The sequence below is a fragment of the Acidiplasma sp. MBA-1 genome (assembly GCF_000949015.1).
Classification (GTDB): Archaea; Thermoplasmatota; Thermoplasmata; order Thermoplasmatales; family Thermoplasmataceae; genus Acidiplasma; species Acidiplasma aeolicum.
Window position 1 is genome coordinate 35,929 of sequence record NZ_JYHS01000004.1, and the last position, 24,141, is coordinate 60,069.

Genomic DNA, 24,141 nt, shown 5'->3' on the forward strand with positions numbered 1-24,141 from the left:
ATCCGTACACATTTGAATATAAAAATAAATATGGTTACATATAATTAATTTTATTTAAATATGCATGACATATAATTATTCATGGCTGACAGCAGTAAGCTAAAAAGGGTTAAAACTGTTAATGGGAATATTTATATATAGTTATGCATCATTATGCAATATATATGGGTAAAATATACACAATCAGGGAGGCATGCGATATACTGCAGATAGATGCAACAACATTGAGAAGATGGGACCGTGAGGGAAAAATACACTGCATAAGATTGTCAAATAACTTCAGAAGGGTTCCAGAGGAGGAAATCAACAGAATATTGGGGATAAAAAATAATAGAATAGATGCAATATATGCACGTGTATCATCCAATAATAATAAGAATGATTTATATAATCAAATAAACAGATTGAAATCATTATATCCAAATGCACAAATATTCAGCGATATTAAATCCGGATTAAAATTCAACAGAAAGGGATTCATTGAATTATTAAATATGATAGAGGACAATAGGATAAACAATATTTACATTACGCATAAGGACAGACTGGCAAGGTTTGGCTTTGATTTAATAGAGAATATATGCAAGATGCATAATACAAAAATAATAGAGGTAGATGGTGAGGAGATATTATCATATAATGAGGAATTAAAAAATGATTTGATAACAATAATAACATTATTCTCATCCAAATTATATGGATTAAGATCACAGAAGATGAAGAATATATTAAAGGCGGTAAAGGAATGACTCATTTATGGAAATCTACCGGTGATAAAAGAACCATAGTGTTCGAATACAAACCAAGTGACACCATTCTAAAATATCTAAATGATATGAGGGATTTAATAAATAGGGCAATAATCAATGCATATTCAATGGCAAAATCCAATAATAATGAATTACCATCCCCTATTGTTTTAAGAAGGTCATTAAAGAATTATTATGATAATAATATTGATTACGCCAAGCACCATATCAATCCTGCATGCAGGAATGCAATAGCAATATTAAGGTCATACAAAAAGAATAATAATGGAAAATTAAAAATTATTAAGGCTAAAAGACTGGCAATGAGGATAGATTCTGAGCTTATAAAGATGGACAATAATAAACTAAGGCTCACAATAAGGCCAAATGAGTATGAATATATTGATATTGTTGATAAAAATAGGAAATATAATGAATATTCCAGATATAAAATATCAGAGGTGTTATTAACAGATAATAAGGTATGCATTACATTTATAATAGGAAGTTTAAACAAACCCTTAATAAATAACAATATAATAGGATTTGATTTAAATTTTAAAACAATTGATTATACAATTATAAGGGACAATGAAATAGTTGAAACAAATACAATAGATACATCTGATATAGCAAAGACTCAGAGGGACTATGCAAGGAAGAGAACCAAGATACAGAGGCATATTAAGAATCCTGAAAAAAGGAATAGAAAATTAAAGGAATCAAGGCACAGGCAGAGAAATATAATAAGGGATAAATTACAGAAATTAACAACCAAAATTGTCAATGATAACAGTGATAAGACCTTTGTATTCGAGAATTTAACAAATATAAAAAAGGAGGGAAGAAAAAATAAGAATAATAGGAATAATAAAAATAATAATGAGGACAGTAAGGCAAGCAATAAAAACAATAAATCAAAAAGGTTCAGAACAGATATAAATACATGGCCATACAGATTGTTTCAAAGATTTATAGATTATAAATCAAAAAATAAAACATTATATGTAAATCCAGAGGGGACTTCCTCTGAATGTCCTGTATGTGGTGGTAAATTAAAGCACCCAATCTGGAAAATATCAGAATGCAGTAACTGTGGTGTAACCTTTAACAGGGATAGATTATCATCATTATCTATTTCTGTTAGGGGATTATACCTTTGCGGTACCCCGTTTACCGTGAGTGGCAGTTCCTCTTGGTATTCTATGAGGAATAATTACATGTACCATCCAGATCATGTAATTATTGAGAATTTCAATGACTGCAAGAAGTATGTGCATAACAATGCATAATATTTCAGGAACGGATATTGGATTGATAGGTTTAATTGGCATAGGTGTTGGTGGTATTATAGGCTCGGGTATTTTTGCGCTTCCTGCAATTATGGGTGCTGGCATTATTATTATGATTCTTGGGCTGATTTATGCAGAACTTGGATCAACATATACAATGACCGGTGGTCCATACTCCCTTCCAAGAAAGGCCCTGGGCAATGATACAGGCTTTGTGCTTGGCTGGGGGTATTTTATATATGCATTCACAGGCACGGCTGCCATTATCGATATATTTATTACATACACAGGTTATTATGTTCCTGGATTATCTGTTGGTCTGGTTTTAACACCGCTTGGCATAGCAATATCACTTATTGCACTGGAGGTGTTTACCGTTATTAATATTCTTGGTGTTAAATTTGGCACAATCTTTTCAATAGTCACCACATTTGGGAAGATAGTCCCTCTTGTAATATTTGCCATTGTGGGTTTTCTTGTGTTTAAAATTGCGAATTTCACACCATTTTTACCGTTTGGCCTGGGAGGTCTCGGTCTTGCCATGGCCCTTGACTTCTTTGCATACACTGGATTTGAGGGGGTTGTCATACCATCAGGCGAGGTTAAAAATCCGGCAAAAACAATTCCACGTGCAATGATATTTACAGTAATTATCGTTGTTGCTGTTTATGCAATATTGTCAATTGCATTCACAGGCATGTTTAACTGGTCAGGAGCCGGCATACCTGTCACTGACAATCAGAATGGTTATAACGGATTTGATGGTGTCATAGACAAGGACCTGAGCTCATCGCTGCTGGTCAGTTCCATCGGTGCGTCTGAATTTATTATAATAACAGATGTTGACAATGTTTATTTAGATTACAAAAATAAAAAGGGGAAAATCAATAGAATAAAATATGATGAAATGCTTGATTATTATAATAAAATCAACTTTGAGGAGGGTACTATTAAACCCAAAATTCTGGCATCCTTAAGGTTTATTGAAAACGGCGGAACCCGCGTTTATATAACATCAATAAAAAACATAGGTTCCATTGATACCGGAACAGTAATTGAAAAATAATAAAAATTTTTAAAATTCCTTATATGCATAAGCCATGTCTGTATTTGAGTATGCAATGTATTCATCATCTGTTATGGCTATAATTCCACAGCTTGTCCTAAATGAATTCACCTCGTTTTTAACAATATTTTCAAGCGAATCCGTTTTTATTTTTGAGTAAATTTTATAGCTCAATAATTTTTTTGCTATTTCCTCTCCAATGCCGGTTGCAACAACTGCACCATTAGGTCCGGAATATATGCCAGCACCTATTAATGGGGAATCACCAACCCTCCCACGGAGCATTGGAAACGATCCACCTGTTGAAACTGCAGCGGCAAATTTGTTGTTTATCCTTGCAACTGCACCAACAGTATCACCAGATTTTTTACGGTTAAATATAGCAGGGACATTCCCATTAAAGGACTCAGAATAAAATTTCCTTATCATATTTCTTGATTTCTCTGTATGCGGGTCATAATAATCATAGCCCATTAACCTTGCGAATTTTACGGCACCGTCACCTGACAATATTATATGCGGCGAGTTAAGCATAACATCCCGTGCAACAAGAACAGGGTTTTTTACATTTTCTATGCATATTACAGATCCAAAATTACCATCAGACATGACAGCAGCATCCATCTGTATGGTTCCATCAAGCCTTGGGACTGACCCCGTGCCTGCATTAAATGCCGGATCATCCTCCATTGAAACAACCGAATTTACGGCAACGTTTAATGGGTCATCATCATATTCTATTTTATTCAATATGCCCTCTAGAATGATGCTCATTGATGACGGCGATCCAGCACCGCCATGTATTAATACCGAATTTTTCATGGTCTTATATTATAATAAAAATTAATAATTTATCCAAATAAATTGTGAATATCGTGTCCTGAGTTGATTTCCTATATAAGCATTATAATATAGAAAAGAGAATTAAAGAAAAGGTAAAGTTAAACAATAAAAAATTAAAATATATAATAAAACAGAAAGAAAAAGGAGAATCATCAACTAAATTATATTTATTTACAATGTTTCAGTAAGGTATATCAATAAAATATATTACAATTATTTAAAATATGGAAAGAATAAATTATAGAAGACAGGAAGAAAAACTAAAATTATTGATAAAAATATATAGAATTTAATAATAAAAATAAGGAATGATTACCCATTATCAGGTCAGAGAAAATAAATAATAAATTCCACAGTGCAATAAGAGACAATAATAAGTCCATAAGCATTGATGAATTGATAATCTCAATGTATTCAAATGGTATATTCTCATGGAAGATATCGAATATATTAAATAATAAATATTGAACATCATCAATATCTCTTTAGATATGTTTAAGTTTAAACCATCCATAACGACATATGTCATTGTTTATAAATAATGGACCTGCGGTAACACCATCAACGGCATATGAAGAAAAGGAAGATACGTTATATGAAAAGCAATAAATTTATTATGGAACTCATTTGAGAATATCAAATGTAAAAAAGAGAGTGATTATTGTAAGAGGCCATGATAAATATCTCATTAAACGGAAGATTTTTGTTTAAATATAAATATCCAACATCAATGAAACTTGGAGTTACCGGTACAGATATACTTTCCAAAAAAATCAGCGGCGGGTCAAGGCATCAAAAAGAGGTATTAGTTAGATTTGCAAAAAGATATGATGTGACATATTTTCCAGATCCTGTGATATATTCAGATATAAATCAAAATAAGATCAAAACTCTTAAAGAGAATGCAAAATTTTTTGAGGATAACGGTGTGAAAATTACAGACGCATTTTATAAAATTATAGAAAAAAATGGAAAAAATAAATTTGAATTAATGGATAAATATATTAAAGAATCTGATGTTGACGCAATTTATAATATGGATTATTTATATGCATTATACCACGGACTTAAAAGCGGTTATCTAAATTATACAAGATACCTTTCAAAACTATTAGATTCCAACTACGGCATATGCATCCAAGGGCTGGGCGATATTAACAATCATTTATTTTACAGTTTTTATTCATTTTCTTACCTATCTGCCAAGATGGGAAAATATTTTTTTTACCCGTATTTAGAATTTGTTTATGACTATTTTTACATAAAAGAACAATTAACCCGGCTAAATTATGATAAAAACTTAAAGTTTATTGCACTTTTAAATCCATCACAGAAAAAGAATATAAATTTAAAAGCCCGTGTACCAATTGAGGTTTTATATCCATCAAGTGGGTTTATGGGCTACATAGAGGCACCTGCAAAAAAAGATAACAAAATAATTTATTATTCCAGATTGAATTTTATGAAGGGGCTTCTTGAGATACCTTATATATTCAAAAAAATTAGTGAAAGAATTGATGTATATCTAGAAGTTATTGGAAAATTTAACACAAAGTATGAGGAAGATGAATTCTTTTCAATGATTAAAAAACTCGGATTAACAGAAAAAATAAAATATAAAGGATATTTACCAGATGAAGAATTAAGGGAAGAACTTAAAACATCAATGCTTTTGTTATACCCATCACATAGCGATTCCTTTTCTCTGGTAATCTTAGAAGCACTTTCATATAGTGTTCCGGTAGTTGCATATGATATACCCGGTCTTTCATATTTTAAGGGCTTTTCCAACGTAAAAATGGTTAAGGAATTTGATATAAACTCCATGGCAGCAGCAGCCCTAAATATGCTCAAGGATTCAAGGTTTTCAGAATTAAATGAATCGGAGAAAAAATTTATAAAAATACATGTATGGGATAATGTTGCCATGGAGCATTCAAGGTTAATAGATAAATATTTATTCAATAAATGAACAATTGTTGTAATGTAACAAATATTAAAGATATAAATATATTATGTTAATTTATGCGAATACTTGAAATAAGTTACAGGAACCCTTATGGTAAAAACGGTGCAGGTGTTGAATCTTATATATACAAACTTGCAAATTTTTTGAAATCAAATAAAAATATTGTTGAAATTGCATACGCAAGTGAAAATAAAATTAATGGTTGCAGCCCAATGGAGGTTTATATACCGAAGTTTGTCTGGAAAATTGGCTTGGCAAAGTTTTATTATAACCTGAAACTTTATTTTATCGTAAATAAAAACAAATCTGCCTATGATATCATCCATATTAATGGGGATAATGGCTCATTAATTCCTTTTATAAAGGGAGCTAAAACATTAATGACCCTGCACGGGAGCATTAGCGAAACTTTAAAATTAAGGACAAAATCCCATTCAATTAAATATATAATATCATATATATTGGATAGTATCGACGGATTTTTTGAAATAGCATCGTGCAGAAAATCACAAATGGTAATTTCTGTTTCAGAACATACAGCAAGGTTTTTTAAGGAAAAAACAGGTAGAAATGATATAAATGTTATAAATACCTGCATAGAACCGCCATATAAAATAAATAAAAACTTTGATATTATAGATGAGCTCAAAAATTCCGGCAGAACTTTACTGCTCTGGGTTGGCAGGGATCCTGTAAGAAAAGGGTTAAACATAGCAAAACGTACTATTAAAGACATTGATAATATAACGCTCATAACTGCAGGATATAATGATGAAAATCCCCAAGAAAATGTTGTTAATTTAGGATACGTGGATAATGATCTGCTGCAGGCAATTTATCAAATAACGGATATTATATTATTTCCATCCATTAATGAGGGGTTCAGCATTGGGCTATTAGAGGCAATGTCCTATGGATGCATTCCGGTTGCATTTTCCATTCCATCAACAAATGAGCTGATAAAAGATGGTGAGAATGGATTTATTGTAAACAATGAGGATGAATTAAAGCAGAAATTAAGCTGGCTTGTAAATAATAAATACATAATAAAACAAATAAGACCGAATGTTATCTCAAGGGCAAGTGACTATTACTGCAATAAGATTCTTCCGGGAATATACAGTTTAATGGAGGAACTTAATCAATCCCAAAATCATTGATAAATAAAGATAAAATTTTTAAGTATAATTTAAGTAAATAAGAGTTATAACGAATTATGTTTATCTCTGTAATAATTACTGCATATAACAGACAGGAATTCCTTACTGATGCAGTAAATAGTGTTTTAAACCAAAATCTGGAAAGGAAATACTATGAGATTATAGTTGTTAAAAATTTTACAGATACAAATATAGATAATTTTCTGAATTCAAATGGTATTATAAATATAATAATGGACGGCACTATTGGAGAATTTCTCTACAAGGGGATATCTGTTTCAAAGGGTGATGTAATCTCATTTTTAGATGATGATGACCTTTTTTCTCATAATAAATTAACAATTATATTTGAAAAATTTAGTAATTTGTGTAATTATTTACACAACTCTCAAAAAGTTTTTACATCAAATGAGATGGATATTAAAAGATATAATACAAATAATCTATCATTCAATTTATCGTCGATTTCAATAAGGAAAGAATTAATAAATATGAATTTTTTAAGGAGCATAAAAACCTGCCCAGATAATTTTATTTTTTACTGCGCCTTATCAAAAAATGCGAGAATATGCAGTACTGATTTAAAATTTACAATGTACAGGCTACATAACAGCACCTCGGTTAAAATGCATAATAATATAGACGAATTTATAAAAATGCAGTATGATGTTTCAGAAATGATCTATAAACAGTTAAATGAATATAAAAAAATGTTTCCAGATTTATCAAAGATAATAATAAATGATATGCTTTTAAACAGATTTCTTATGAAAATTTATAACAGCAAAATTAAGATTGGATTTACATATTATTTTCGTTTTATTTTTAGTTTTATGCATGGAAGAAAGCAGTCATATGAATATAAAATAGGAATTATATATATGATTATGAGTTTATCACCAGGAATTGTTAAAAAAGCTTTTATTAAGAAAGCATTTAAAAGAAATCAAAACATATAAATGCATTTATTTTTATACATAAAATTTCAGGTATATTGGCCTCCATTAAGATATATTAATAATGATTTAGTCTCATATTTTATATTATTACCATATAAAATATTTATTAATGCATGTAATCACTTTATAAATCATGGAAATAAAAAAGGCTATGGTAATTGATGAATTTTCTAGAATCGGTGGCGGTCAGGTATTTGCAAATATACTTATAAACTTCCTTGTGAAAAACCAGTACCAAACCTTTGTTGAAAGTGATAGATATGCTACATACCTTAATGCTGAGAATATAATAAAAACTCCATATAAATACTATGAAAATATACCATTTTTTAAACTTTATTATTATGCCCTAAAAACCAAAAGGTTTATGAAAGATAATAATAAAGGATTTCAGCTTATAATCAACAATCATCCAAATGTATTCCTTTATAAAGGAAATATAAACGTCATGCATGGTTTTTCCTTCCTTGACCCGATTATTGATTCCACGGGCCAGATTATAAATAAAACCATGTTATTTATTATTAAAACTCTTGGCATATATAAATTATATAATAAATCAAATTTTATGTATAATAGCATTTATACAGAAAATCTCGCTAAGAACCTATTCCCGGTACTTGGCATAAAGCCATCTAAGGCAAGGGTAATATACATTCCCGTGGAAAACCATAATATAGACCTTTCAATTAAGCAGAAAAATAGGGTTATAAGCATTGGAAGGATACACCCGGATAAGCATTATGAATATGTATTTGAAATAGCCAGGCATCTAAAGAATTATGACTTTACAATAGCAGGTGCGGTAAATAAAGGTATGGAAGCGTATTATAAATCATTGTTATCGGTTAAGCCCAATAATGTTAATATAATTCCAAATATTGATAATGATACTAAGATAGAATTATACAGGAAATCATCAATTTACCTTCATTTAAACCCCAAAGAAAATTACGGTATATCGGTCTTAGAAGCAATGTCCTATGGGCTCATTCCGGTTGTACCGGAAAGTGGTGGTCCCTGGATTGATATAGTATCAAGGGGTAAATTCGGGTATTCATATAAAAATATATACGAATGCCCTGATATTATAAAAGGCATAAATTATGAAGATGCCAAAAATATACATGAATCTGTAAACAGATTTTCTCAAAAAAATTTTGAAGAAAGCATGTTGAATTTTATAAATGATGTTATAAATTAACCTAATTGCTCAACTGATCTTGGCTATTTATAATTAAACAAAAATCCTTCCATTTCATGAGCTATTTATTATTGAGATTAATAAGACTAATAAAATCAATACAAATATATGGCAAACCTAAAGCAATAATAACGGAATATGGTATATAATTCTTTTCCAATTAAAGGAATGGAATATTATAATTATAGGATAGAACACACATCATTATCCATAAATAATAGATTTGTGGCAACACCATTAATGGAATATAAGGAAAACAGGGCAAGTTATTTGTAAAACAATAAGTTTATTAAGGTATCCATTTCCGAATATCATACAAATAAATTGTGAGTAAAATGATTTTAAATATTTAATTCCAGGAAGTCATTTAACATGGCACCATTGGCGGAAATCACGGGTATTTTTGAACCCCTCTCAATAACATTCCTTCCGGATATCCCCGGCATAAATGTGCATGCTATATAAATTGCATCAATATTTAACGACTTGTTTGCAATTTTTACAGCCTCGTTAAGGTCATCCGGCTCTATAAATTTAAGATAGCCATCATCACGGCCAAGGGACATTGATGCCGATGACCTGATCTTATAATGGTTGAGCCACCTTATCTCAAGATCATGCCTTTTCTGCGCATAAGGTGTTATTGTATATATTTTATTTCCATATTTTTTGATATTTTTGATGATGCTCTCGGTGGAAAATATTACGGGCATATCAAAAAATGATCTTATATATTTAATGCCATCATCATAAAATGCACCGTAGGATCTTGCGTAGAGAATGGCATCGCAATCCGCCAATGATTTGCCTGCAATTTCCATATGGTTCTTTATTAATTCTTTTTCATCATCATTAAGGCCATGGCCCGGAACAAAATCCATGATGTATTTTTTTACTCCATAACCAAGATTAATGAATGTTTTTTTATATTCCTCATCAAACCTTGGGTGCTCCGATGATATTATAATTCCGATGCTTTTTCCCATTTTTTATCCCTCAGGATAATGCTCAATACTAAATATAATATGAATGCTATGATAAACCCTGATATCCACGAGGCATCCTTAAGAATTATAAATATATAATATTTTATTCCATACAACGGTGCAAAAACTATGAGGAATGTTATTATAAGCGTGATTATTGAAACAGGATTAAAGCCTTTTAAATACGTATATGATCCATTTCTTTTATAAACATCATCTATATTTAATTTAAACCTTTTTAATACTGCATAATCTGCAACTATAATTCCGGCTATTGGCCCGAGAAGGCCTGATATAAATAAAATCCACGTGCTGAAATACACATAAATGCCCTTTAAATAAAGCGACCATGCACCTATTAATATTCCCAGCGCCGTGATGATTATTGTCCCCCTGAACCATGTTAATTTGGATGGAAATGTATTGTTCAGGTCATATATTGGCGGGACCACATTGCTGAATATATTTGTGTTAAGCATTGTAAATGAATAGAAGATCAGTATGAATATGGCTATTGCCGGTACAGTTATGAATCTTATTATTAGAAGGCTCGGATCATAGGTTGCACTGTTTGTTAAAACCTCTGTTATTGCCGACATTATTGCACCATAGGCCACCACAAGTGTATAGAATATAGGAAGGCCTATCTGGCCAACAACCATGTGCTTGAAATCCGTGCCAAACCTCATCATATCAGGCCAGCTAATAATCTGGGTTGCATGTATGTTTGATACAAGAAATATCAATAATATTGGTATTATGGATATTGATATCGGTGCATATGGCTGATGCAGTGCCGATACAAGGGCGGATGGATATAATGATACAAAGTAAACGAATGTGAATGTCAATGCAATAATGGAAACCCACGGCATTACATAGCCAAGCATTTTCAGCGATGGCGATCCCCTAATGGGTTTTGCAAGTATCAGAATTATCGTCTGAACAATAATTATTGATATAAATGTAATCCAGAAAAGATCTGGAAATAGAGATACAAGAAGTGAGGGTGTAACAGATTTATAAGCTGCAAGTATTGATGCCTTTCCAGTAATCTCAAGCACAAATCCCATGACCGCCTCCGTGACAAGAAATGTCTGCACCCCAAAATACCCCATGGCGGCAAAGAACCTGATCCATGAAGGGATGTATGTGCCCCATATACCAAACCTTGTCCTGTCAAGCTGTGGCTCTGCAAGCCCATACTTAACAGCGCCATGGCTCTGTATAATTAAGGGTATCAATGTTATTAGGTCACCGCCTAGGGCTATTAAAATAACCTGGACAACATTAAACCCAAACACTATTCCAGCACTGCCAACAAGCATGGAGTTTGGTGCGGCTATGCTTGCCCAAACACCAAGAAGCGGTAGATATCCCCAGTTCTTTACATTTTTATTTACCGGGGCTATATCAGGATTCCATAATAACCTGTCATGGTCTTTATTCATGGTGATATATAGTTAATGTATACTTAAAACTTTTAATGAATTAATTAAATAAATTTGCATATTTTTAAATTTTTTGGCTTAAATAATCAATTATGACCGAATTTGATGATAATACCTCAGTGCCGGCCAATAATTTTAGTTTTTCAATTATATCCGCAGTATGAAGTGCGGTGCACTGTATTACTATGATTTTGCTATTTTTTATCAAATCCGAATTTTCTTTAAATAAATTGCATAACCTATCACCATCAATGCCTGAGATTATTTTTCCGTCATCTGTGTTTAAATAAAAATCATGCTCAACTTTTATATTTTTTTCATCAAACATCTTTATATCTGTTATCCCTCTTTCCCTTGTATATGGTAAAACAATTGAAATAGTATTTACATTTGAATCAATAATTCTATGCATTATAAGATCAGTTGGGAGCAAAACACCCTCTGCATACTTTTTAAGAATTGCCTTTATTGATTCCCTGCCCATATCATTATATGTGCCATATCCACGGCCGTAAACAATGTATTTTACATTATTTCTTTTAAAATAATTTCCGGCATTGTTTAAATCATCAATGAATTTATTCTCTTCATAACAATTTTCAGGATATCCATTGGTCCCGGTTTCCTCCATTCTGTAGTCAATTATCTCATATTTATTATTCAGGCCAATTTTTAAGTCTTCAAGAACAGTATCATTATCGGCAGGAACAATCACGCCAATTCTTATCAAGAAAACACCATCATGTAATTAATATTTGAATAAATAAACTTTCGGAATATCATGGTAAAATTATGAAATAATACATATTTTATCTTTGTTTATACTATAAAAATACCATTGATTTATTTTAAGCCTTTTTAAGGATTATTACCTGATTATTGTACTCTGCATATGGCGTTATATAACCATGGTCAAGCAGATATGTTGCTATGTAAATTAAACTGTTGTTCCCACCTGTATCCGCCCAGAAGGTATTGTTCATGTATATTATATAGTCAAATTCTGTATAGTTGGGCAGTGGGGAAAACGGTGGTGAGTAAACATTCTTATAATCAGAAAATAAGGGCATTAAATTGTTCTCAACGAGTATTGTTGAATTTTCAGGTATATACTTTCTCTCATTCAATAGGAATCTTGTATCAGGCGTCATGTGTATTCCAGATATATCATTTGGTGCCATTGAATCATATGGAACCAGTGGATTATATACAAGGCCAAGAATTAATCCAATTATTAATATAACTATTATCACCTTTATAATGTTGTTCTGTCCATGGCTTTTATAATAATTATATATTTTTTTTGGCGTTAACCTGTTCTTATTATTTGAATTTAAATTATCAATAATTTTTGAGATTCCAAAGGCAATGCCCAAGAACATAACAGGATATATCATTGCGGCATACTGGTATCCCAATGTGTAATATGATCCATATGAAGATGTAAATGCATACCCAAAATAAGGAAGACCTATTATTAATATTTCAGGAAAATACAACGGCATGAAACCGGTTGTTGCAAATAATAAAACTAAATATGAAATTTTGAGCATGTAATTTGCGGATATAAACGAAAATAAATATGCCGGGTCTGTGAATAATGCCCTGACCATGCCCATTAATCCGCCGGGAACAGTTCCTGATTCGCCGGTGGTTAGTGTGACAGATGATACATGTCCTGAAATAATTCCCTTCATTATTCCTGCAAACTCAATATAGGCAAATCCTGTTAATGTAAATAAAATAAATAATACCAATAATAACCATTTAGGTCTTATTTCTGAAAACATTAAATTTAGATTCTTATATTTCCTGCTGTATACCATTTCAAAAAGAATAATCATTAGTGAAATGTAAACAAAATTTGAATGAAGTGTAACTATAAATATCAACATTGCAATATTTAATATCTTTTTATTGTAAAGATATGCATATATAGCCATAAAAATGAAGAATGGAAGAAATGCCATGTTATGAAAATCAAAGGAGTAAATGCTTGCAGTAAACGGTGATAGTTCATACGAAAACAATGTTATGAAAATTATTATCGAATAAAGAAAATCATTTTTTATTTTATTCTTTAAAAGGAATTTAAGAATCTCATATAATGGTATTACAGAGATTGCAAGGAATATGTCCTGGAATAAAAGCAGGGAAACCGGGCTTGGATATAAATAATATAATGGAAGCTGCAGATATTCAAATGGTGCAAAATGTTCAGCTAAAAAATTACCTCCCAAAAGCCCGGTATAAAATGATTCTCCATGAATTGCATTCCATAATATATTTGAATGAAGGCCCAGGTCATATGCAGATGCATCAAGTGAATAATATTTATAAATGGAATATGCCGAGAATATTACAGAAAATATAATTCCTGTTATTAAAGTTATAATTAGGTTCTTATCGAACTTCCTGCGCTTAAGAACTAAATGTTGATTGTTAAAAATCCCGTTCATATAAATTGTGTATGTAAATTTAAATATAAAATTATGTCCGTTCAATTTCATTAGATCTTAATATTTAATTTGTACATCAAAAAGAATGTATTAAATTTAAAGAGAAGGACTAAAACATAGGTGCATTTCCAAGCAATGATTCATTATCAAGACTAATTATGTCATAGCAATGGATATAAATGAGTAATGGCTGATAAGGAAATACATAAATATGGACGTAAATTAAGGATAGTAAAGGGCTATTTGAATTTACATTAAAGATATTACACTATATAATTATCCTGATGCATTTTTATTGATTTTATTTCAAAATAATTTGTTCCATTATATTTATTTATGTATAGATTGACACCTGCCATTTCCACTGGTATATTTAAATTAAATTTTATGTCTTCAAACGTATTTTTAACTTTAATGTTTTCAGAGCTTATATTAAATAGTGGAACTTTTGTCCAGCTTTTATGATTAAACTCATATAAATATGTAAGATTTAATTCAATATAATTTTGCTCTGATATGTTATTGGTATACACACATAAACTAAGTGTATAATTTCCGGGCTGTAACGAAATGTAATTTGCTAAAAATGTGCTTCCGCTTGTATTATTAATTTTTAGAGGAGTTTTATAAGCATTTACATAATTGTCTGGATCATAAATAACTGGCTTTCCGTTATAATTTTTTTCAAGAAGCACAACATTATTATCTTCGGCCTTAACCCTGTAATCACCACTTAAAATATAATAATTAAATGCAGAGTAAATGCTGTTGTTTGCACCGTTATTAGCAAACCAAAACCAGGAATTTGGATCTATTACAACATAATTAATGTTTTTTGTCCATTGATTATTAATGTAAAATGTATGGTTATCTGGAATATAACAAACATAGCTAGTTTGCGCCATTGGATCCCTAAAGCTAACCTCTGGCATGCTATTCTGATAGATTATATATGGGGCATTTCCGGGTATTAGGTTAACAACATTTTTAAGGTCGTGATATTCTGTAAGGTTATAATCCAATGTTCCCTTAAGGTCAAAATTAGCCTGGGTATCATTGTTAAATATTCCGTAGGGCTCATAGAACAGTGCCAGTAATATAATTATAATGAACATGGCAATTACAATTTTATATTTTGCAGAAACATATTTTTTTATCCTAAAAATGTTTTCTTTTATTAAATGGTCATCATTAAATTTTAAATTGGACAGTACATCAATAAAACCTAGGTATAAAAATGGAATTATTGCGCTGTAATACTGGTAAAACTGGCCATTTGGGAATGCATAATCTGGATATCCTGAGAAGAAGGATAAAAAAAAGAATGGAAGCATTAATAGTAACCATCTCTTTGATAATGCTGGAAGCATAAAAAAGGGTGCTAAGAATAGGAATACCGTAAAAATTTTATTATCAAGGCTGGATTTAAAATTATTAAAATAATTTGTATTCCCATGCGCCTCTGATATCACTGAACCTGCAGAACCGATATGCACTATGCCTATTATAAAAAAAATCAGTGAAATAAAAAATATATAATAATACACCTTATTTGATTTAAAATTAAAATTTTTATAATAAAAATTTTCAATAATATATGAAAGGCCAAATATAAGAGGGAAGATAATATATGGAAACCTGACAAGGCCTGATAATACAAGTAAAATTATTGCACCCCTGTTTTTATTATAAATTAATAATGCATAGCCTGATATAAACAAAGGTATAAATAATGACTGCCTATGAACATCAAACCAGTTTATACCTGCTAACCCAAAGAATGCCAAAAAGGATAATGATATTAGTATGCCCAAAAATCTGGAATTTAATTTTTTTATTGATATAAAATATAACGGTATTGCCGTCAATGATAGCCAGAGGGTTTGCAGATGCACAAAAAAGAACATGTTATCATCCAGGGACAATGGAGAGAGCATAAAATTTATTGGGGCATTTTTAAGGTTTGAAATAAAAACCTTTAATGGATCATGGAGGGTAATCCACAGGCTTTGATAAAAAACACCAAGGTCAAAAACAGATGCCCCAAATGAATATATCTTTGCAGATGTTATAATATCCCATATGTAGTTATATAATATTATACCAATGGCAATTATTGCGAGTGAAATTATGTGCTTTTTCAGTTTGCATTTCTGTTGTAATTTTGAATTAAATATACCCATTGTAATGATTATATTAAACTGACATTAAAAAATTTTCATTTTTTTATTTTTAAGAAATTATTGAGATGATCTATATAACTTATCTATTGTTTTTAAATATTCTAAAAGATTATTTTTAAGCTAAAAGTTCTTGGCACTTTTATGGATTTATCTGACATTTTTTAATATTGAACTTTTTCTATATTGATCTTGGATATTGATTATTAAACAAAAATCTTTACATTTCATGAGAAATTATTATCAACATCTTATAATAATTATGTTTTCTTCTGTAAGCATTATTAATGTTCTTTAATAAACTTCTATAATAATACATTAAACCATTGCTATTTTTCCTTTTATCAATAAACGGTAATGGTAGAATCTAATTCAATTCGTGGTATTACATTTATTCAAAAGAATAGCATAATTTGATTTATGTAATATTTCAATATTATCTTACAAATACTGTAAAATCAAGGTTTTTTATACCAATGTTTATATACAAGTATTTATTGGCTATTTGGATATAATGGAATCTTTTAAATATAATGCAAATCCTATTAAATGCGAAGAGGGAATATCATTGATTATACCTGCTTACCATGAAAAAAATAGGATCATGAAAAGCCTAAATAAATATATACCTGTTCTCGAATCTACTGGTCTAAAATATGAAATTATAGTGGTAATAGATGGAGAAGATGGTACAGAAAATTTATTAAATGGAATTAAAAATTTAAGTTATTACAAACCTTTAATGAGGCTAGGTAAAGGTGGAGCCGTTAAAAGGGGATTTTTGCTTGCCAAATATAGCTATATGGGATATGTAGATGCAGATGGAAGCTTAAGTGCAAAAGATTTTGAAAATTTACTTTCAAGCATGAAAACTAACTGCTGTACCATTGCATCAAGGTATCTTAAAAATAGCAAATGGATTAATAAAGAACCATTATTTAACAGAATATCCAGCAGGGGTTTTAATTTCCTTGTAAATGCACTTTTTAGGCTTCATGTTAAAGATACCCAGTGCGGTGCAAAGTTTTTCAATAAAAAGGTTATAGACAAAATACTTCCCGCTGTATATGTAAGAAACCGGACATTCGATGTTTCTATATTATACCATGTTAAAAGGGCAGGTTACAAAATTAATGAGGTCCCTGTAACATGGAACCATGATAAAAATTCAAATATGCCGATAAAGGCTGCAATAATTCCAATGTTTGTTACAATTTTGGCAATTAAAATAATGAATTCAAGAATTAAGGAATATGTTCCAAAATTTTTATATAAAGTTGTATCAAAGTTTAATTTTTATTGACCTAGCATTTCGCGGACTCCCGATCTTATATCATATTCTGGTGTGAATCCCAAATCATTTTTTGCCTTCTCTATATCTGCCTGTGTAAACATCTGATAGCTAGAAAATGGGTTTTTCTCATATTTGGCCTCTATATTAGAATTCATTTCCTCCTTTATTATTTTATATATTGTATTAAAATCAGTTGAAATTCCTGTTCCAATATTGTATGCCTCTCCTGTTTTACCTTTCTCCATTGCCAGAACGGATGCCCTTGCATTGTCCTTTATATAAATAAAATCCCTTCTCTGTGTGCCATCCCCAAATATTACCGGATTTCTTTTATTTTTTAAATCCTCTATAAACTTATATATTATGCTTGAATAAGCTCCCTTGCTGTTCTCTCCCAGACCATATGTATTAAAATACCTTAAATAAACTGAATCCAAATGCCTTAACAGAGAGAATGACCTTGCTGTTATTTCATTTGTATACTTTGTGACTGCATATAAATTTGGATATGCATCAGTCAACATATCCTCTTTAACAGGAACATTTATGTTTCCATATACTGCTGACGATGATGCTAATATAACTTTCTTTACATTATTTTTATACGCCGCCTTAAGTATATTATATGTTCCCATTATGTTAATTTCATAACCATGTGAATCTATATCCTCAAATTCTGGCGGAGCTGTAACCGCAGCAAGATTAAAAACGTAATCAATACCTTTCATAGAATTATTTAATTTATCATAATCGGATATATTCCCAATTATGTGTTCATTTGCATTATTATCTTTTTTTGCTATGTCATATGATATGGTATAATGTCCTTTTTTGTTCAATAATTCTATAATGTTCCTTCCAATAAAACCTGAACCACCTATTACCAGAGATTTCATAAATTGGGATTGTAAATCTACATATATTTTTTTGTATATAATTAAATTTCTATGCTACTAATAACTTTTAATAATAATGAGAATAGTCTAAAATAACAAATTTTAATAAGAATATCAGTAATTATAATATTTTGTTAGTTTGTCAATACCCTTATCCAGTGATATCTTCGCCTTAAAGCCTATCATCTTCTCTGTCTTCCTTATATCTGCCTTTGTGTAGTAAACGTATGTATCCTTCATTGGGTTCTCTATGTACTCAGGCTTTATGTCTTTGTTTAAATGCTTATTTCTTATCCTTACCAGTTCCTTCAATGTATAGTTCTTTCCTATTCCAACATTGTACACATTGAACTTCTTATTGTTACCTGCCACAAGCATTAATGCATTTACTAAATACTCTATAAAGACAAAATACCTCTTCTGCTCACCATGTTGTCATGCATTGACCAGAGGTACTGTGATACTAAATTTGCATAGATTTTCTTTGATCTTTCATTATCCATACACTAAGAAGAACCTCATGTCCGGATACGCTCATATCGTAGAGGTTACAGTATAAATTAGCTATTTTCTCCATTGCTATTCTTGCCTCAGTGTAGTAATCAGATACATTAGGTATGACATCCCCCCGTGTTTCTCTATTCCATTGTATACTGATGATGTGGATGCTTGCACTATGGGCATTCTTTTAAGCTTGGGATACTCTAATACTGTCATTAAATCATCCATGACATTTGCCATAAAAATATGGATTGTTATTATACATTGGAGATAATGAATATATTCCAATATGGAATATGTAATCAGAATTTATTTGATAGTCATTTAGATTTTTGACTTTATGATTTATGAATTCTACTTTTCCTATTGACTTATCTAGATTATGCACATACCCTGTCTGAAAGTCATCAAGTGCATACACATGGTTTTCCCTTCAAAGTGTGTTTACCAAATTGGAGCCAATGAATCCTGCATCGCCTGTAACTAAAATTTATTTATTCCTAATTGACATGGAAGGTAATCCAATGTTTGTATAAATAAGTTTGTCGTTTAGAAGTGAGTTTTATAAACATAATAGCTATAAGGCATCAATGAAAATTTTATGGTTCGCCCACCGTGATATAAAACATCCAAAGGCAGGAGGTGCAGAAAGGACAATTTATGAGGTGGGGAAAAGATTTGTAAAACTAGGTGCTGATGTAAATCTTGTTACTGTAAATTCTGGTCATTTATTAAATTATGAAATTTTTGATGGAATAAAAACATACAGAATAAAAGGAAATATTAAGGCACATTTAAATGTAAAAAAAATGATTAAAAAAATTGATCCAGACGTAATAATAGACGATATGGGGCACGCCATTCCATGGTGCTCCCCATGGTTTACCCATAAAAAAGTAATAGTATTTTTCAGGCATTTGCATGCTAGATCTTTGCCGGGCCAGGTAAATATTTTTCTTGCAAAGATAATTACATTTATTGAGAAAATGTATCCGTTTATATATAAAAATAATATATTTGTGACAGAATCGGATACATCAGAAGATGATTTAATTCATTTAGGAATAAAAAAGGAGAATATAGTAAGAATACCTCCCGGTGTTGATTTAAATTTATTTCATGCCGGGGAGAAAACAAAAAATGTTCAGTTATTATACTTTGGCGGCTTAAGAAAATATAAGAGACCTGAGTATGCAATAAGGGTCTATGAGGAATTATATAATAAAATACAAAATTTAAAATTGGTTATAACCGGAAACGGGCCAATGTTAAATAAAATGAAAGATGATGTAAAAAATAAGAATTATAATATTGATTTTTTGGGTAAAATAGATTATAATGAATTGTCAAAAATAATAAGGGAATCATGGGTTAATCTTCATTTCTCAGTTACTGAGGGCTGGGGATATTCTATACTGGAATCTTCTGCATCAGGAACACCCACTGTTGCATTTAGGGTTCCCGGTGTTATAGATACCATAAAAAATAATTTTAATGGTTTTTTGGTAAATGATATTAGTGAATTTAGGGATAAAATATTGTATATTATTAAAAATGAGGATTTATTTATTAAAAATTCCAGAAAATTCGCTGAAGACTTTACATGGGATAAAACAGCTGAAATGTGGTATAAGTTATTAAATAATGACTGAATTAATTATTTCCTGTAAAAATAGCCAATTTTTGGATAATTATCTGTATTAACATTATTTCTTTGTTTTAACATTCTAAATGATGTTTTAAATTTATTATGCAGTTCTAAATTAAAGAAGTAAAATGGATGCTTTTTTATTATTTCCTTATAATTATTATTTTCAGCATTTTTATAAAATTTATTAAAATCATTTAGTACAAGGCTTACTTCATCATCTGCAATATTATTATGTATCTCCATTTCTATATACTTCATTGATTTTAATGCCTTTTCTGCCGATTGCATGGCATATATTTCACTGCCTTCTATATCAATTTTCATAATTTTTGGAAATACTTTATATGTTTCCACAATGTCATTTAACGTTATGGTTTTTACAATATTATCATTACCGTTTTTATCCAATTTAGCGAATACACCTTCTCCACTTACATTTATATCTTCATCCGATTTATTATAAATAGCTCTATTAACAGATACCACATTTTTTAATTTATTTAATTCAATATTATGTTTAAGAATTAAAAAATTTTCTTTATTTGGTTCTATAGATATTATTATTCCATTATTGCCTATTAATTTCGCCGCTGGCACAGTAAATGCACCTATATTCGCACCGCATCTATAATAGTATCGCCGCTTTTAATATTTTTAAATAGTTCTTTATATGTATTTTCTAAAATAACCTGATAAAATGCAGAAAAATCATCATGTCTTTTTAATTCTAATTTAAATTCAGGAAAATCTTTAAAAATACTTTTAGTGTCTATAATCATTAAAGGATTATATTTAATTCTTTAAAAAATTTTGCCATAATAATATAATAATTTTTATATTGCATTTATATAACATATTATGCCAATATCGATTATAACAAGGGCATATAAAACTTCAGAATTAAGAAATTTAGTTAATAATTTAGATTTAAACACTGAAATAGAAAAGAAAATAGTTGCAGTATGCAATATAAATGATTACAATATAAACAATGCAAATCTCATAATTGAGGATTTAAATAAATTTGAAGCAAAGATAACAGGAATTAAAAAAGCAGTTTATGATAAAATCTTATTATTAGATAGCGATCAGATACAGGAAAAGGGTCGTTTAAAAGAGTTAGAAAACAAAAAAATGATGTAATAATACCTAAAAAATCAATAAATAATAATTTTATATCAAGGTGTCTGGATGACTGGAGGTATAGAAATGAAAAACTTGCAAGAAAACAAATCACATCATATATTCCTTTAATACCAAGGTTTTATAGAAAAAATATTTATTAAGTGCAATAAATAAATTATCAGAAAATATGTATAATATAATTATATAATGATTTTAACCATAACTCCATTATGACCATGATCAGGGAATACCGGGACACTCTATTTAAGATAAATATAAATAAGAAAAATAAATGTATATGCGTGTTAAAAAAAGATTTGCCTAAAGTAAGTGTAATAATACTAAATTATCAGGGAAAGGGTATCATAGAAAATTGTATAAAAAGTGTAATTAATAATCATTACCAAAACTTAGAAATAATATTTATTGATAATAATAGCACGGATGGTAGTTTTGAAAGTGCTGTAAGTGCCCTGAATAGTTATAAGGATAAGATAATAATTCATAATGAAACAAATCTTGGTTTTACAAAAGGATATAATATTGGAATGGCAAGGGCATCTGGTCAGCTATTCCTGTTACTTAATAACGACGTTGTACTAGATCAGGATTCTATTTTCAATTATGTTAAATTTTTTGAGAATAATGAAAATGTAGGATTGGCTGAAGGGAGGATCATAAATAAAATACCTAACATTTATGGTTATACATCTAATCCAAATATAGTTTCAATTTTCGGGCTACTGCATGAAAAATCAGCCCCCACTGAGGATGGACAGTTATACAGCAAAATTAACAGAATATACAGTCCAATAGGAGTATGGCCTATGATTAGAAAGGATGTTTATGAAATTATAGGAGGATACGATGAAGATTTTTTTATGGTTGAAGAAATAAGAGACCTTGCAGCAAGGGTGTGGCTTTCTGGATTTGAAGTGGGATATGTATATGATGCAGTTGTATATCATATAGGCAGATTAACCGGTGTTAAGAAAAATTATGGCACTAATATATCAGACATGCTATTATTCCATGCCACTAAAAATTCCATTATATTTTATATAAAAAACTACCAGACAAAGACACAGATTAAAAATGCCATTCCATATACCATATTACAAATTGTAAATACATTATTTTCTTTAGTATATTCCGGGAAGAAAGATTTTATAATAAAAATAAAGGCTTATTTCTATATAATTAAAAATTATAATAAAATCATAGCAAAGAGAAAAGTTATTAATAAGCTTAGAAAGGTTGATGATAAAAAGGCACTTCAAACCCTAGAACGTGTTAACCTGACTAACTTATATTATATATTGTCTGCTCAAAAAAATTTTAAAAAATATAGAAAATATAAAACAAAAGAACAAATTTAATGGATGTGGCTCCGTTTATTTAAAAGATTATTAAAATTATATATACACCAAAAACGGAATTTATATCCAAAAAATCCTAAAAGCCCCATAATTATTTCTATATAATCAAAACGTAATTCAAATTTATTAGCATACCTTAATAAATATAGGTATTCCTTAAATTTAGGCCTTTTTGCTCCTTTTTTTATTAAATATAAATGGTTTAGTAAGATGAGAAGATAATATTTCATTAATAGTTCCATTTTAGTATTTTTTTCGAATTCAAGTAAAAATTTATGGTCTTTTATTGCTCTCTCGGTAACCCAAAGTTGGTTGTTAATAAAAGCATTTTTATCTTTAGTTTCTAAATGTGTTGCGCTTTGATGAACTCTATATAATGAAAGTTTTTCTGAGTCGTAAAAACTTCCAATATCTTCAATGTATGGGAGCTCATTGATAAATCTATCGGCTGTTATATACAATTTGGAAAGGGGATCTAAATATTTATTAATAAATGATTTTTTAATGCAGGTACCAGACATGTTTATTATTCGTGATATAATATTCAACGGCGTATTAAAAGAATTTTTATAATACAATGGTGTTTCAAATTCAATAAATTTATTATAGTGCACTTCATTCCCATTTTCATCAATATTTTTATAACTATTTCTATAATACATTATTTTATATGTATTAAATTAGGGTGTCCAAACATACGTCAACTCACTATGTACATTATTTTCCTCCCTGAATTTCCGGTTATTTTATTGGCCATTACAATACAGTTGTATGCAACTATAATTTCTCCTATGGCTATGTCATAATTCCTGTGCCTAACATACCAGATGTACTCCATTCCCAGTATTTCCTTAAGAATGGAAAATGTCCTTTCTATCTCCCACCTCAATTTGTACCTTGATGATTCCTTTTTCCTTAATGCTATACCCAGTTTCCTGTTATAGGTCAATTTATTTTCAACAATTCCTCTTCTCCTG

Annotated in this window: 22 protein-coding genes and 1 pseudogene; 11 read left to right on the forward strand and 12 right to left on the reverse strand. The window is 29.9% G+C overall.

All coding sequences use genetic code 11. The annotated features are described in order from the left end of the window. Positions 1–164: 164 nt before the first annotated feature. Genes TZ01_RS07640 through TZ01_RS09865 form a run of 3 tightly spaced genes read left to right on the forward strand, consistent with a single transcriptional unit; the run spans position 165 to position 3,107 of the window. Entirely contained in the window at positions 165–749 is a 585-nt protein-coding gene (locus tag TZ01_RS07640; RefSeq protein ID WP_052656853.1) for an IS607 family transposase, read from the forward strand. Beyond that, positions 746–2,041: a zinc ribbon domain-containing protein gene (locus TZ01_RS07645; protein WP_048102237.1), complete on the forward strand. Its 1,296-nt coding sequence runs from the start codon at positions 746–748 to the stop codon at positions 2,039–2,041. Before TZ01_RS07640 ends, TZ01_RS07645 begins: the two co-directional genes overlap by 4 nt. Then, on the forward strand, positions 2,007–3,107 hold the full coding sequence (locus TZ01_RS09865) for an amino acid permease (protein ID WP_082180481.1): 1,101 nt from the start codon (positions 2,007–2,009) through the stop codon (positions 3,105–3,107). Before TZ01_RS07645 ends, TZ01_RS09865 begins: the two co-directional genes overlap by 35 nt. A gap of 9 nt (positions 3,108–3,116) precedes the next feature. On the opposite strand, the gene TZ01_RS07655 is transcribed toward TZ01_RS09865, so the two are convergent. Next, positions 3,117–3,929, reverse strand: a complete 813-nt coding sequence (locus tag TZ01_RS07655; protein WP_048102238.1) for an isoaspartyl peptidase/L-asparaginase — start codon at positions 3,927–3,929, stop codon at positions 3,117–3,119. Between the two features lie 694 nt (positions 3,930–4,623). Between TZ01_RS07655 and TZ01_RS09240 the strand changes: the two genes are divergently transcribed. The 4 genes from TZ01_RS09240 (at position 4,624) to TZ01_RS07675 (ending at position 9,242) form a co-directional block, all read left to right on the forward strand. Continuing rightward, positions 4,624–5,922 carry a glycosyltransferase gene (locus TZ01_RS09240; RefSeq protein ID WP_052656849.1) on the forward strand — a complete coding sequence of 433 codons (1,299 nt, stop codon included), beginning with the start codon at positions 4,624–4,626 and terminating at the stop codon, positions 5,920–5,922. Positions 5,923–5,975: 53 nt separating this feature from the next. Further along, complete coding sequence (locus tag TZ01_RS07665) at positions 5,976–7,079, forward strand: glycosyltransferase family 4 protein (protein WP_048102239.1); 1,104 nt, start codon at positions 5,976–5,978, stop codon at positions 7,077–7,079. 56 nt (positions 7,080–7,135) lie between these two features. Beyond that, positions 7,136–8,038 (forward strand): glycosyltransferase family 2 protein, encoded by a 903-nt coding sequence (locus TZ01_RS09245; protein ID WP_052656850.1) that lies wholly within the window; start codon positions 7,136–7,138, stop codon positions 8,036–8,038. A gap of 133 nt (positions 8,039–8,171) precedes the next feature. Continuing rightward, positions 8,172–9,242: a glycosyltransferase gene (locus TZ01_RS07675; protein ID WP_048102240.1), complete on the forward strand. Its 1,071-nt coding sequence runs from the start codon at positions 8,172–8,174 to the stop codon at positions 9,240–9,242. A gap of 341 nt (positions 9,243–9,583) precedes the next feature. On the opposite strand, the gene TZ01_RS07680 is transcribed toward TZ01_RS07675, so the two are convergent. From TZ01_RS07680 to TZ01_RS07700, 5 genes are all read right to left on the reverse strand, one after another. Beyond that, positions 9,584–10,228 (reverse strand): hypothetical protein, encoded by a 645-nt coding sequence (locus TZ01_RS07680; RefSeq protein ID WP_048102241.1) that lies wholly within the window; start codon positions 10,226–10,228, stop codon positions 9,584–9,586. After that, positions 10,204–11,679 (reverse strand): cytosine permease, encoded by a 1,476-nt coding sequence (locus TZ01_RS07685; protein ID WP_048102242.1) that lies wholly within the window; start codon positions 11,677–11,679, stop codon positions 10,204–10,206. The genes TZ01_RS07680 and TZ01_RS07685 overlap by 25 nt, the downstream gene beginning before the upstream one ends. A 64-nt stretch (positions 11,680–11,743) precedes the next feature. Further along, on the reverse strand, positions 11,744–12,409 hold the full coding sequence (locus TZ01_RS07690) for a hypothetical protein (protein WP_048102243.1): 666 nt from the start codon (positions 12,407–12,409) through the stop codon (positions 11,744–11,746). 118 nt (positions 12,410–12,527) lie between these two features. Then, the gene (locus tag TZ01_RS07695; protein ID WP_162216769.1) at positions 12,528–14,138 is read right to left on the reverse strand and encodes a DUF2079 domain-containing protein; all 1,611 of its coding nucleotides are present in this window, start codon (positions 14,136–14,138) and stop codon (positions 12,528–12,530) included. Positions 14,139–14,401: 263 nt separating this feature from the next. Beyond that, on the reverse strand, positions 14,402–16,321 hold the full coding sequence (locus TZ01_RS07700; RefSeq protein ID WP_048102246.1) for a DUF2079 domain-containing protein: 1,920 nt from the start codon (positions 16,319–16,321) through the stop codon (positions 14,402–14,404). 511 nt (positions 16,322–16,832) lie between these two features. Here TZ01_RS07700 and TZ01_RS07705 point away from each other — a divergent pair. After that, positions 16,833–17,621, forward strand: a complete 789-nt coding sequence (locus TZ01_RS07705) for a glycosyltransferase (RefSeq protein WP_055040871.1) — start codon at positions 16,833–16,835, stop codon at positions 17,619–17,621. On the opposite strand, the gene TZ01_RS07710 is transcribed toward TZ01_RS07705, so the two are convergent. Together TZ01_RS07710 and TZ01_RS09870 are read right to left on the reverse strand one after the other, a co-directional pair. Further along, entirely contained in the window at positions 17,615–18,508 is an 894-nt protein-coding gene (locus TZ01_RS07710; RefSeq protein WP_048102247.1) for an NAD-dependent epimerase/dehydratase family protein, read from the reverse strand. The genes TZ01_RS07705 and TZ01_RS07710 overlap by 7 nt on opposite strands. A gap of 114 nt (positions 18,509–18,622) precedes the next feature. Further along, positions 18,623–18,886 (reverse strand): hypothetical protein, encoded by a 264-nt coding sequence (locus tag TZ01_RS09870; protein ID WP_054963890.1) that lies wholly within the window; start codon positions 18,884–18,886, stop codon positions 18,623–18,625. 713 nt (positions 18,887–19,599) lie between these two features. On the opposite strand from TZ01_RS09870, the gene TZ01_RS07720 reads away from it, so the two are divergent. Beyond that, on the forward strand, positions 19,600–20,661 hold the full coding sequence (locus TZ01_RS07720) for a glycosyltransferase family 4 protein (RefSeq protein ID WP_048102249.1): 1,062 nt from the start codon (positions 19,600–19,602) through the stop codon (positions 20,659–20,661). 5 nt (positions 20,662–20,666) lie between these two features. Here TZ01_RS07720 and TZ01_RS07725 read toward each other — a convergent pair whose 3' ends face one another. Together TZ01_RS07725 and TZ01_RS09620 are read right to left on the reverse strand one after the other, a co-directional pair. Next, a complete protein-coding gene (locus TZ01_RS07725; protein WP_048102250.1) occupies positions 20,667–21,257 on the reverse strand; it encodes an FkbM family methyltransferase in 591 nt (196 codons plus the stop codon). Between the two features lie 11 nt (positions 21,258–21,268). Beyond that, positions 21,269–21,439 (reverse strand): hypothetical protein, encoded by a 171-nt coding sequence (locus tag TZ01_RS09620; RefSeq protein WP_156150341.1) that lies wholly within the window; start codon positions 21,437–21,439, stop codon positions 21,269–21,271. A gap of 79 nt (positions 21,440–21,518) precedes the next feature. On the opposite strand from TZ01_RS09620, the gene TZ01_RS07730 reads away from it, so the two are divergent. Both TZ01_RS07730 and TZ01_RS07735 read left to right on the forward strand, forming a co-directional pair. After that, positions 21,519–21,803 (forward strand): hypothetical protein, encoded by a 285-nt coding sequence (locus tag TZ01_RS07730; protein WP_048102252.1) that lies wholly within the window; start codon positions 21,519–21,521, stop codon positions 21,801–21,803. Between the two features lie 284 nt (positions 21,804–22,087). After that, on the forward strand, positions 22,088–23,164 hold the full coding sequence (locus TZ01_RS07735; RefSeq protein WP_197065870.1) for a glycosyltransferase family 2 protein: 1,077 nt from the start codon (positions 22,088–22,090) through the stop codon (positions 23,162–23,164). Here the strand turns inward: TZ01_RS07735 and TZ01_RS07740 are convergent. Together TZ01_RS07740 and TZ01_RS09785 are read right to left on the reverse strand one after the other, a co-directional pair. Beyond that, on the reverse strand, positions 23,161–23,826 hold the full coding sequence (locus tag TZ01_RS07740) for a hypothetical protein (protein ID WP_048102254.1): 666 nt from the start codon (positions 23,824–23,826) through the stop codon (positions 23,161–23,163). The two genes, TZ01_RS07735 and TZ01_RS07740, sit on opposite strands and share 4 nt — an antisense overlap. Before the next feature lie 38 nt (positions 23,827–23,864). Further along, positions 23,865–24,141 (reverse strand): annotated as a pseudogene (locus TZ01_RS09785) (transposase); the annotation flags it as partial.

Coding starts and splice junctions, on each gene's coding strand:
- TZ01_RS07695 (WP_162216769.1), bottom strand. CDS start 14,138: ATGAACGGGATTTTTAACAATCAACATTTAGTTCTTAAGCGCAGGAAG.
- TZ01_RS07730 (WP_048102252.1), top strand. CDS start 21,519: ATGCCAATATCGATTATAACAAGGGCATATAAAACTTCAGAATTAAGA.
- TZ01_RS07680 (WP_048102241.1), bottom strand. CDS start 10,228: ATGGGAAAAAGCATCGGAATTATAATATCATCGGAGCACCCAAGGTTT.
- TZ01_RS07655 (WP_048102238.1), bottom strand. CDS start 3,929: ATGAAAAATTCGGTATTAATACATGGCGGTGCTGGATCGCCGTCATCA.
- TZ01_RS07640 (WP_052656853.1), top strand. CDS start 165: ATGGGTAAAATATACACAATCAGGGAGGCATGCGATATACTGCAGATA.
- TZ01_RS07740 (WP_048102254.1), bottom strand. CDS start 23,826: ATGTATTATAGAAATAGTTATAAAAATATTGATGAAAATGGGAATGAA.
- TZ01_RS07710 (WP_048102247.1), bottom strand. CDS start 18,508: ATGAAATCTCTGGTAATAGGTGGTTCAGGTTTTATTGGAAGGAACATT.
- TZ01_RS07645 (WP_048102237.1), top strand. CDS start 746: ATGACTCATTTATGGAAATCTACCGGTGATAAAAGAACCATAGTGTTC.
- TZ01_RS07685 (WP_048102242.1), bottom strand. CDS start 11,679: ATGAATAAAGACCATGACAGGTTATTATGGAATCCTGATATAGCCCCG.
- TZ01_RS07700 (WP_048102246.1), bottom strand. CDS start 16,321: ATGGGTATATTTAATTCAAAATTACAACAGAAATGCAAACTGAAAAAG.
- TZ01_RS07675 (WP_048102240.1), top strand. CDS start 8,172: ATGGAAATAAAAAAGGCTATGGTAATTGATGAATTTTCTAGAATCGGT.
- TZ01_RS09245 (WP_052656850.1), top strand. CDS start 7,136: ATGTTTATCTCTGTAATAATTACTGCATATAACAGACAGGAATTCCTT.
- TZ01_RS07665 (WP_048102239.1), top strand. CDS start 5,976: ATGCGAATACTTGAAATAAGTTACAGGAACCCTTATGGTAAAAACGGT.
- TZ01_RS09240 (WP_052656849.1), top strand. CDS start 4,624: ATGATAAATATCTCATTAAACGGAAGATTTTTGTTTAAATATAAATAT.
- TZ01_RS07720 (WP_048102249.1), top strand. CDS start 19,600: ATGAAAATTTTATGGTTCGCCCACCGTGATATAAAACATCCAAAGGCA.
- TZ01_RS09870 (WP_054963890.1), bottom strand. CDS start 18,886: ATGCTTGTGGCAGGTAACAATAAGAAGTTCAATGTGTACAATGTTGGA.
- TZ01_RS09620 (WP_156150341.1), bottom strand. CDS start 21,439: ATGATTATAGACACTAAAAGTATTTTTAAAGATTTTCCTGAATTTAAA.
- TZ01_RS07705 (WP_055040871.1), top strand. CDS start 16,833: ATGGAATCTTTTAAATATAATGCAAATCCTATTAAATGCGAAGAGGGA.
- TZ01_RS09865 (WP_082180481.1), top strand. CDS start 2,007: ATGACTGCAAGAAGTATGTGCATAACAATGCATAATATTTCAGGAACG.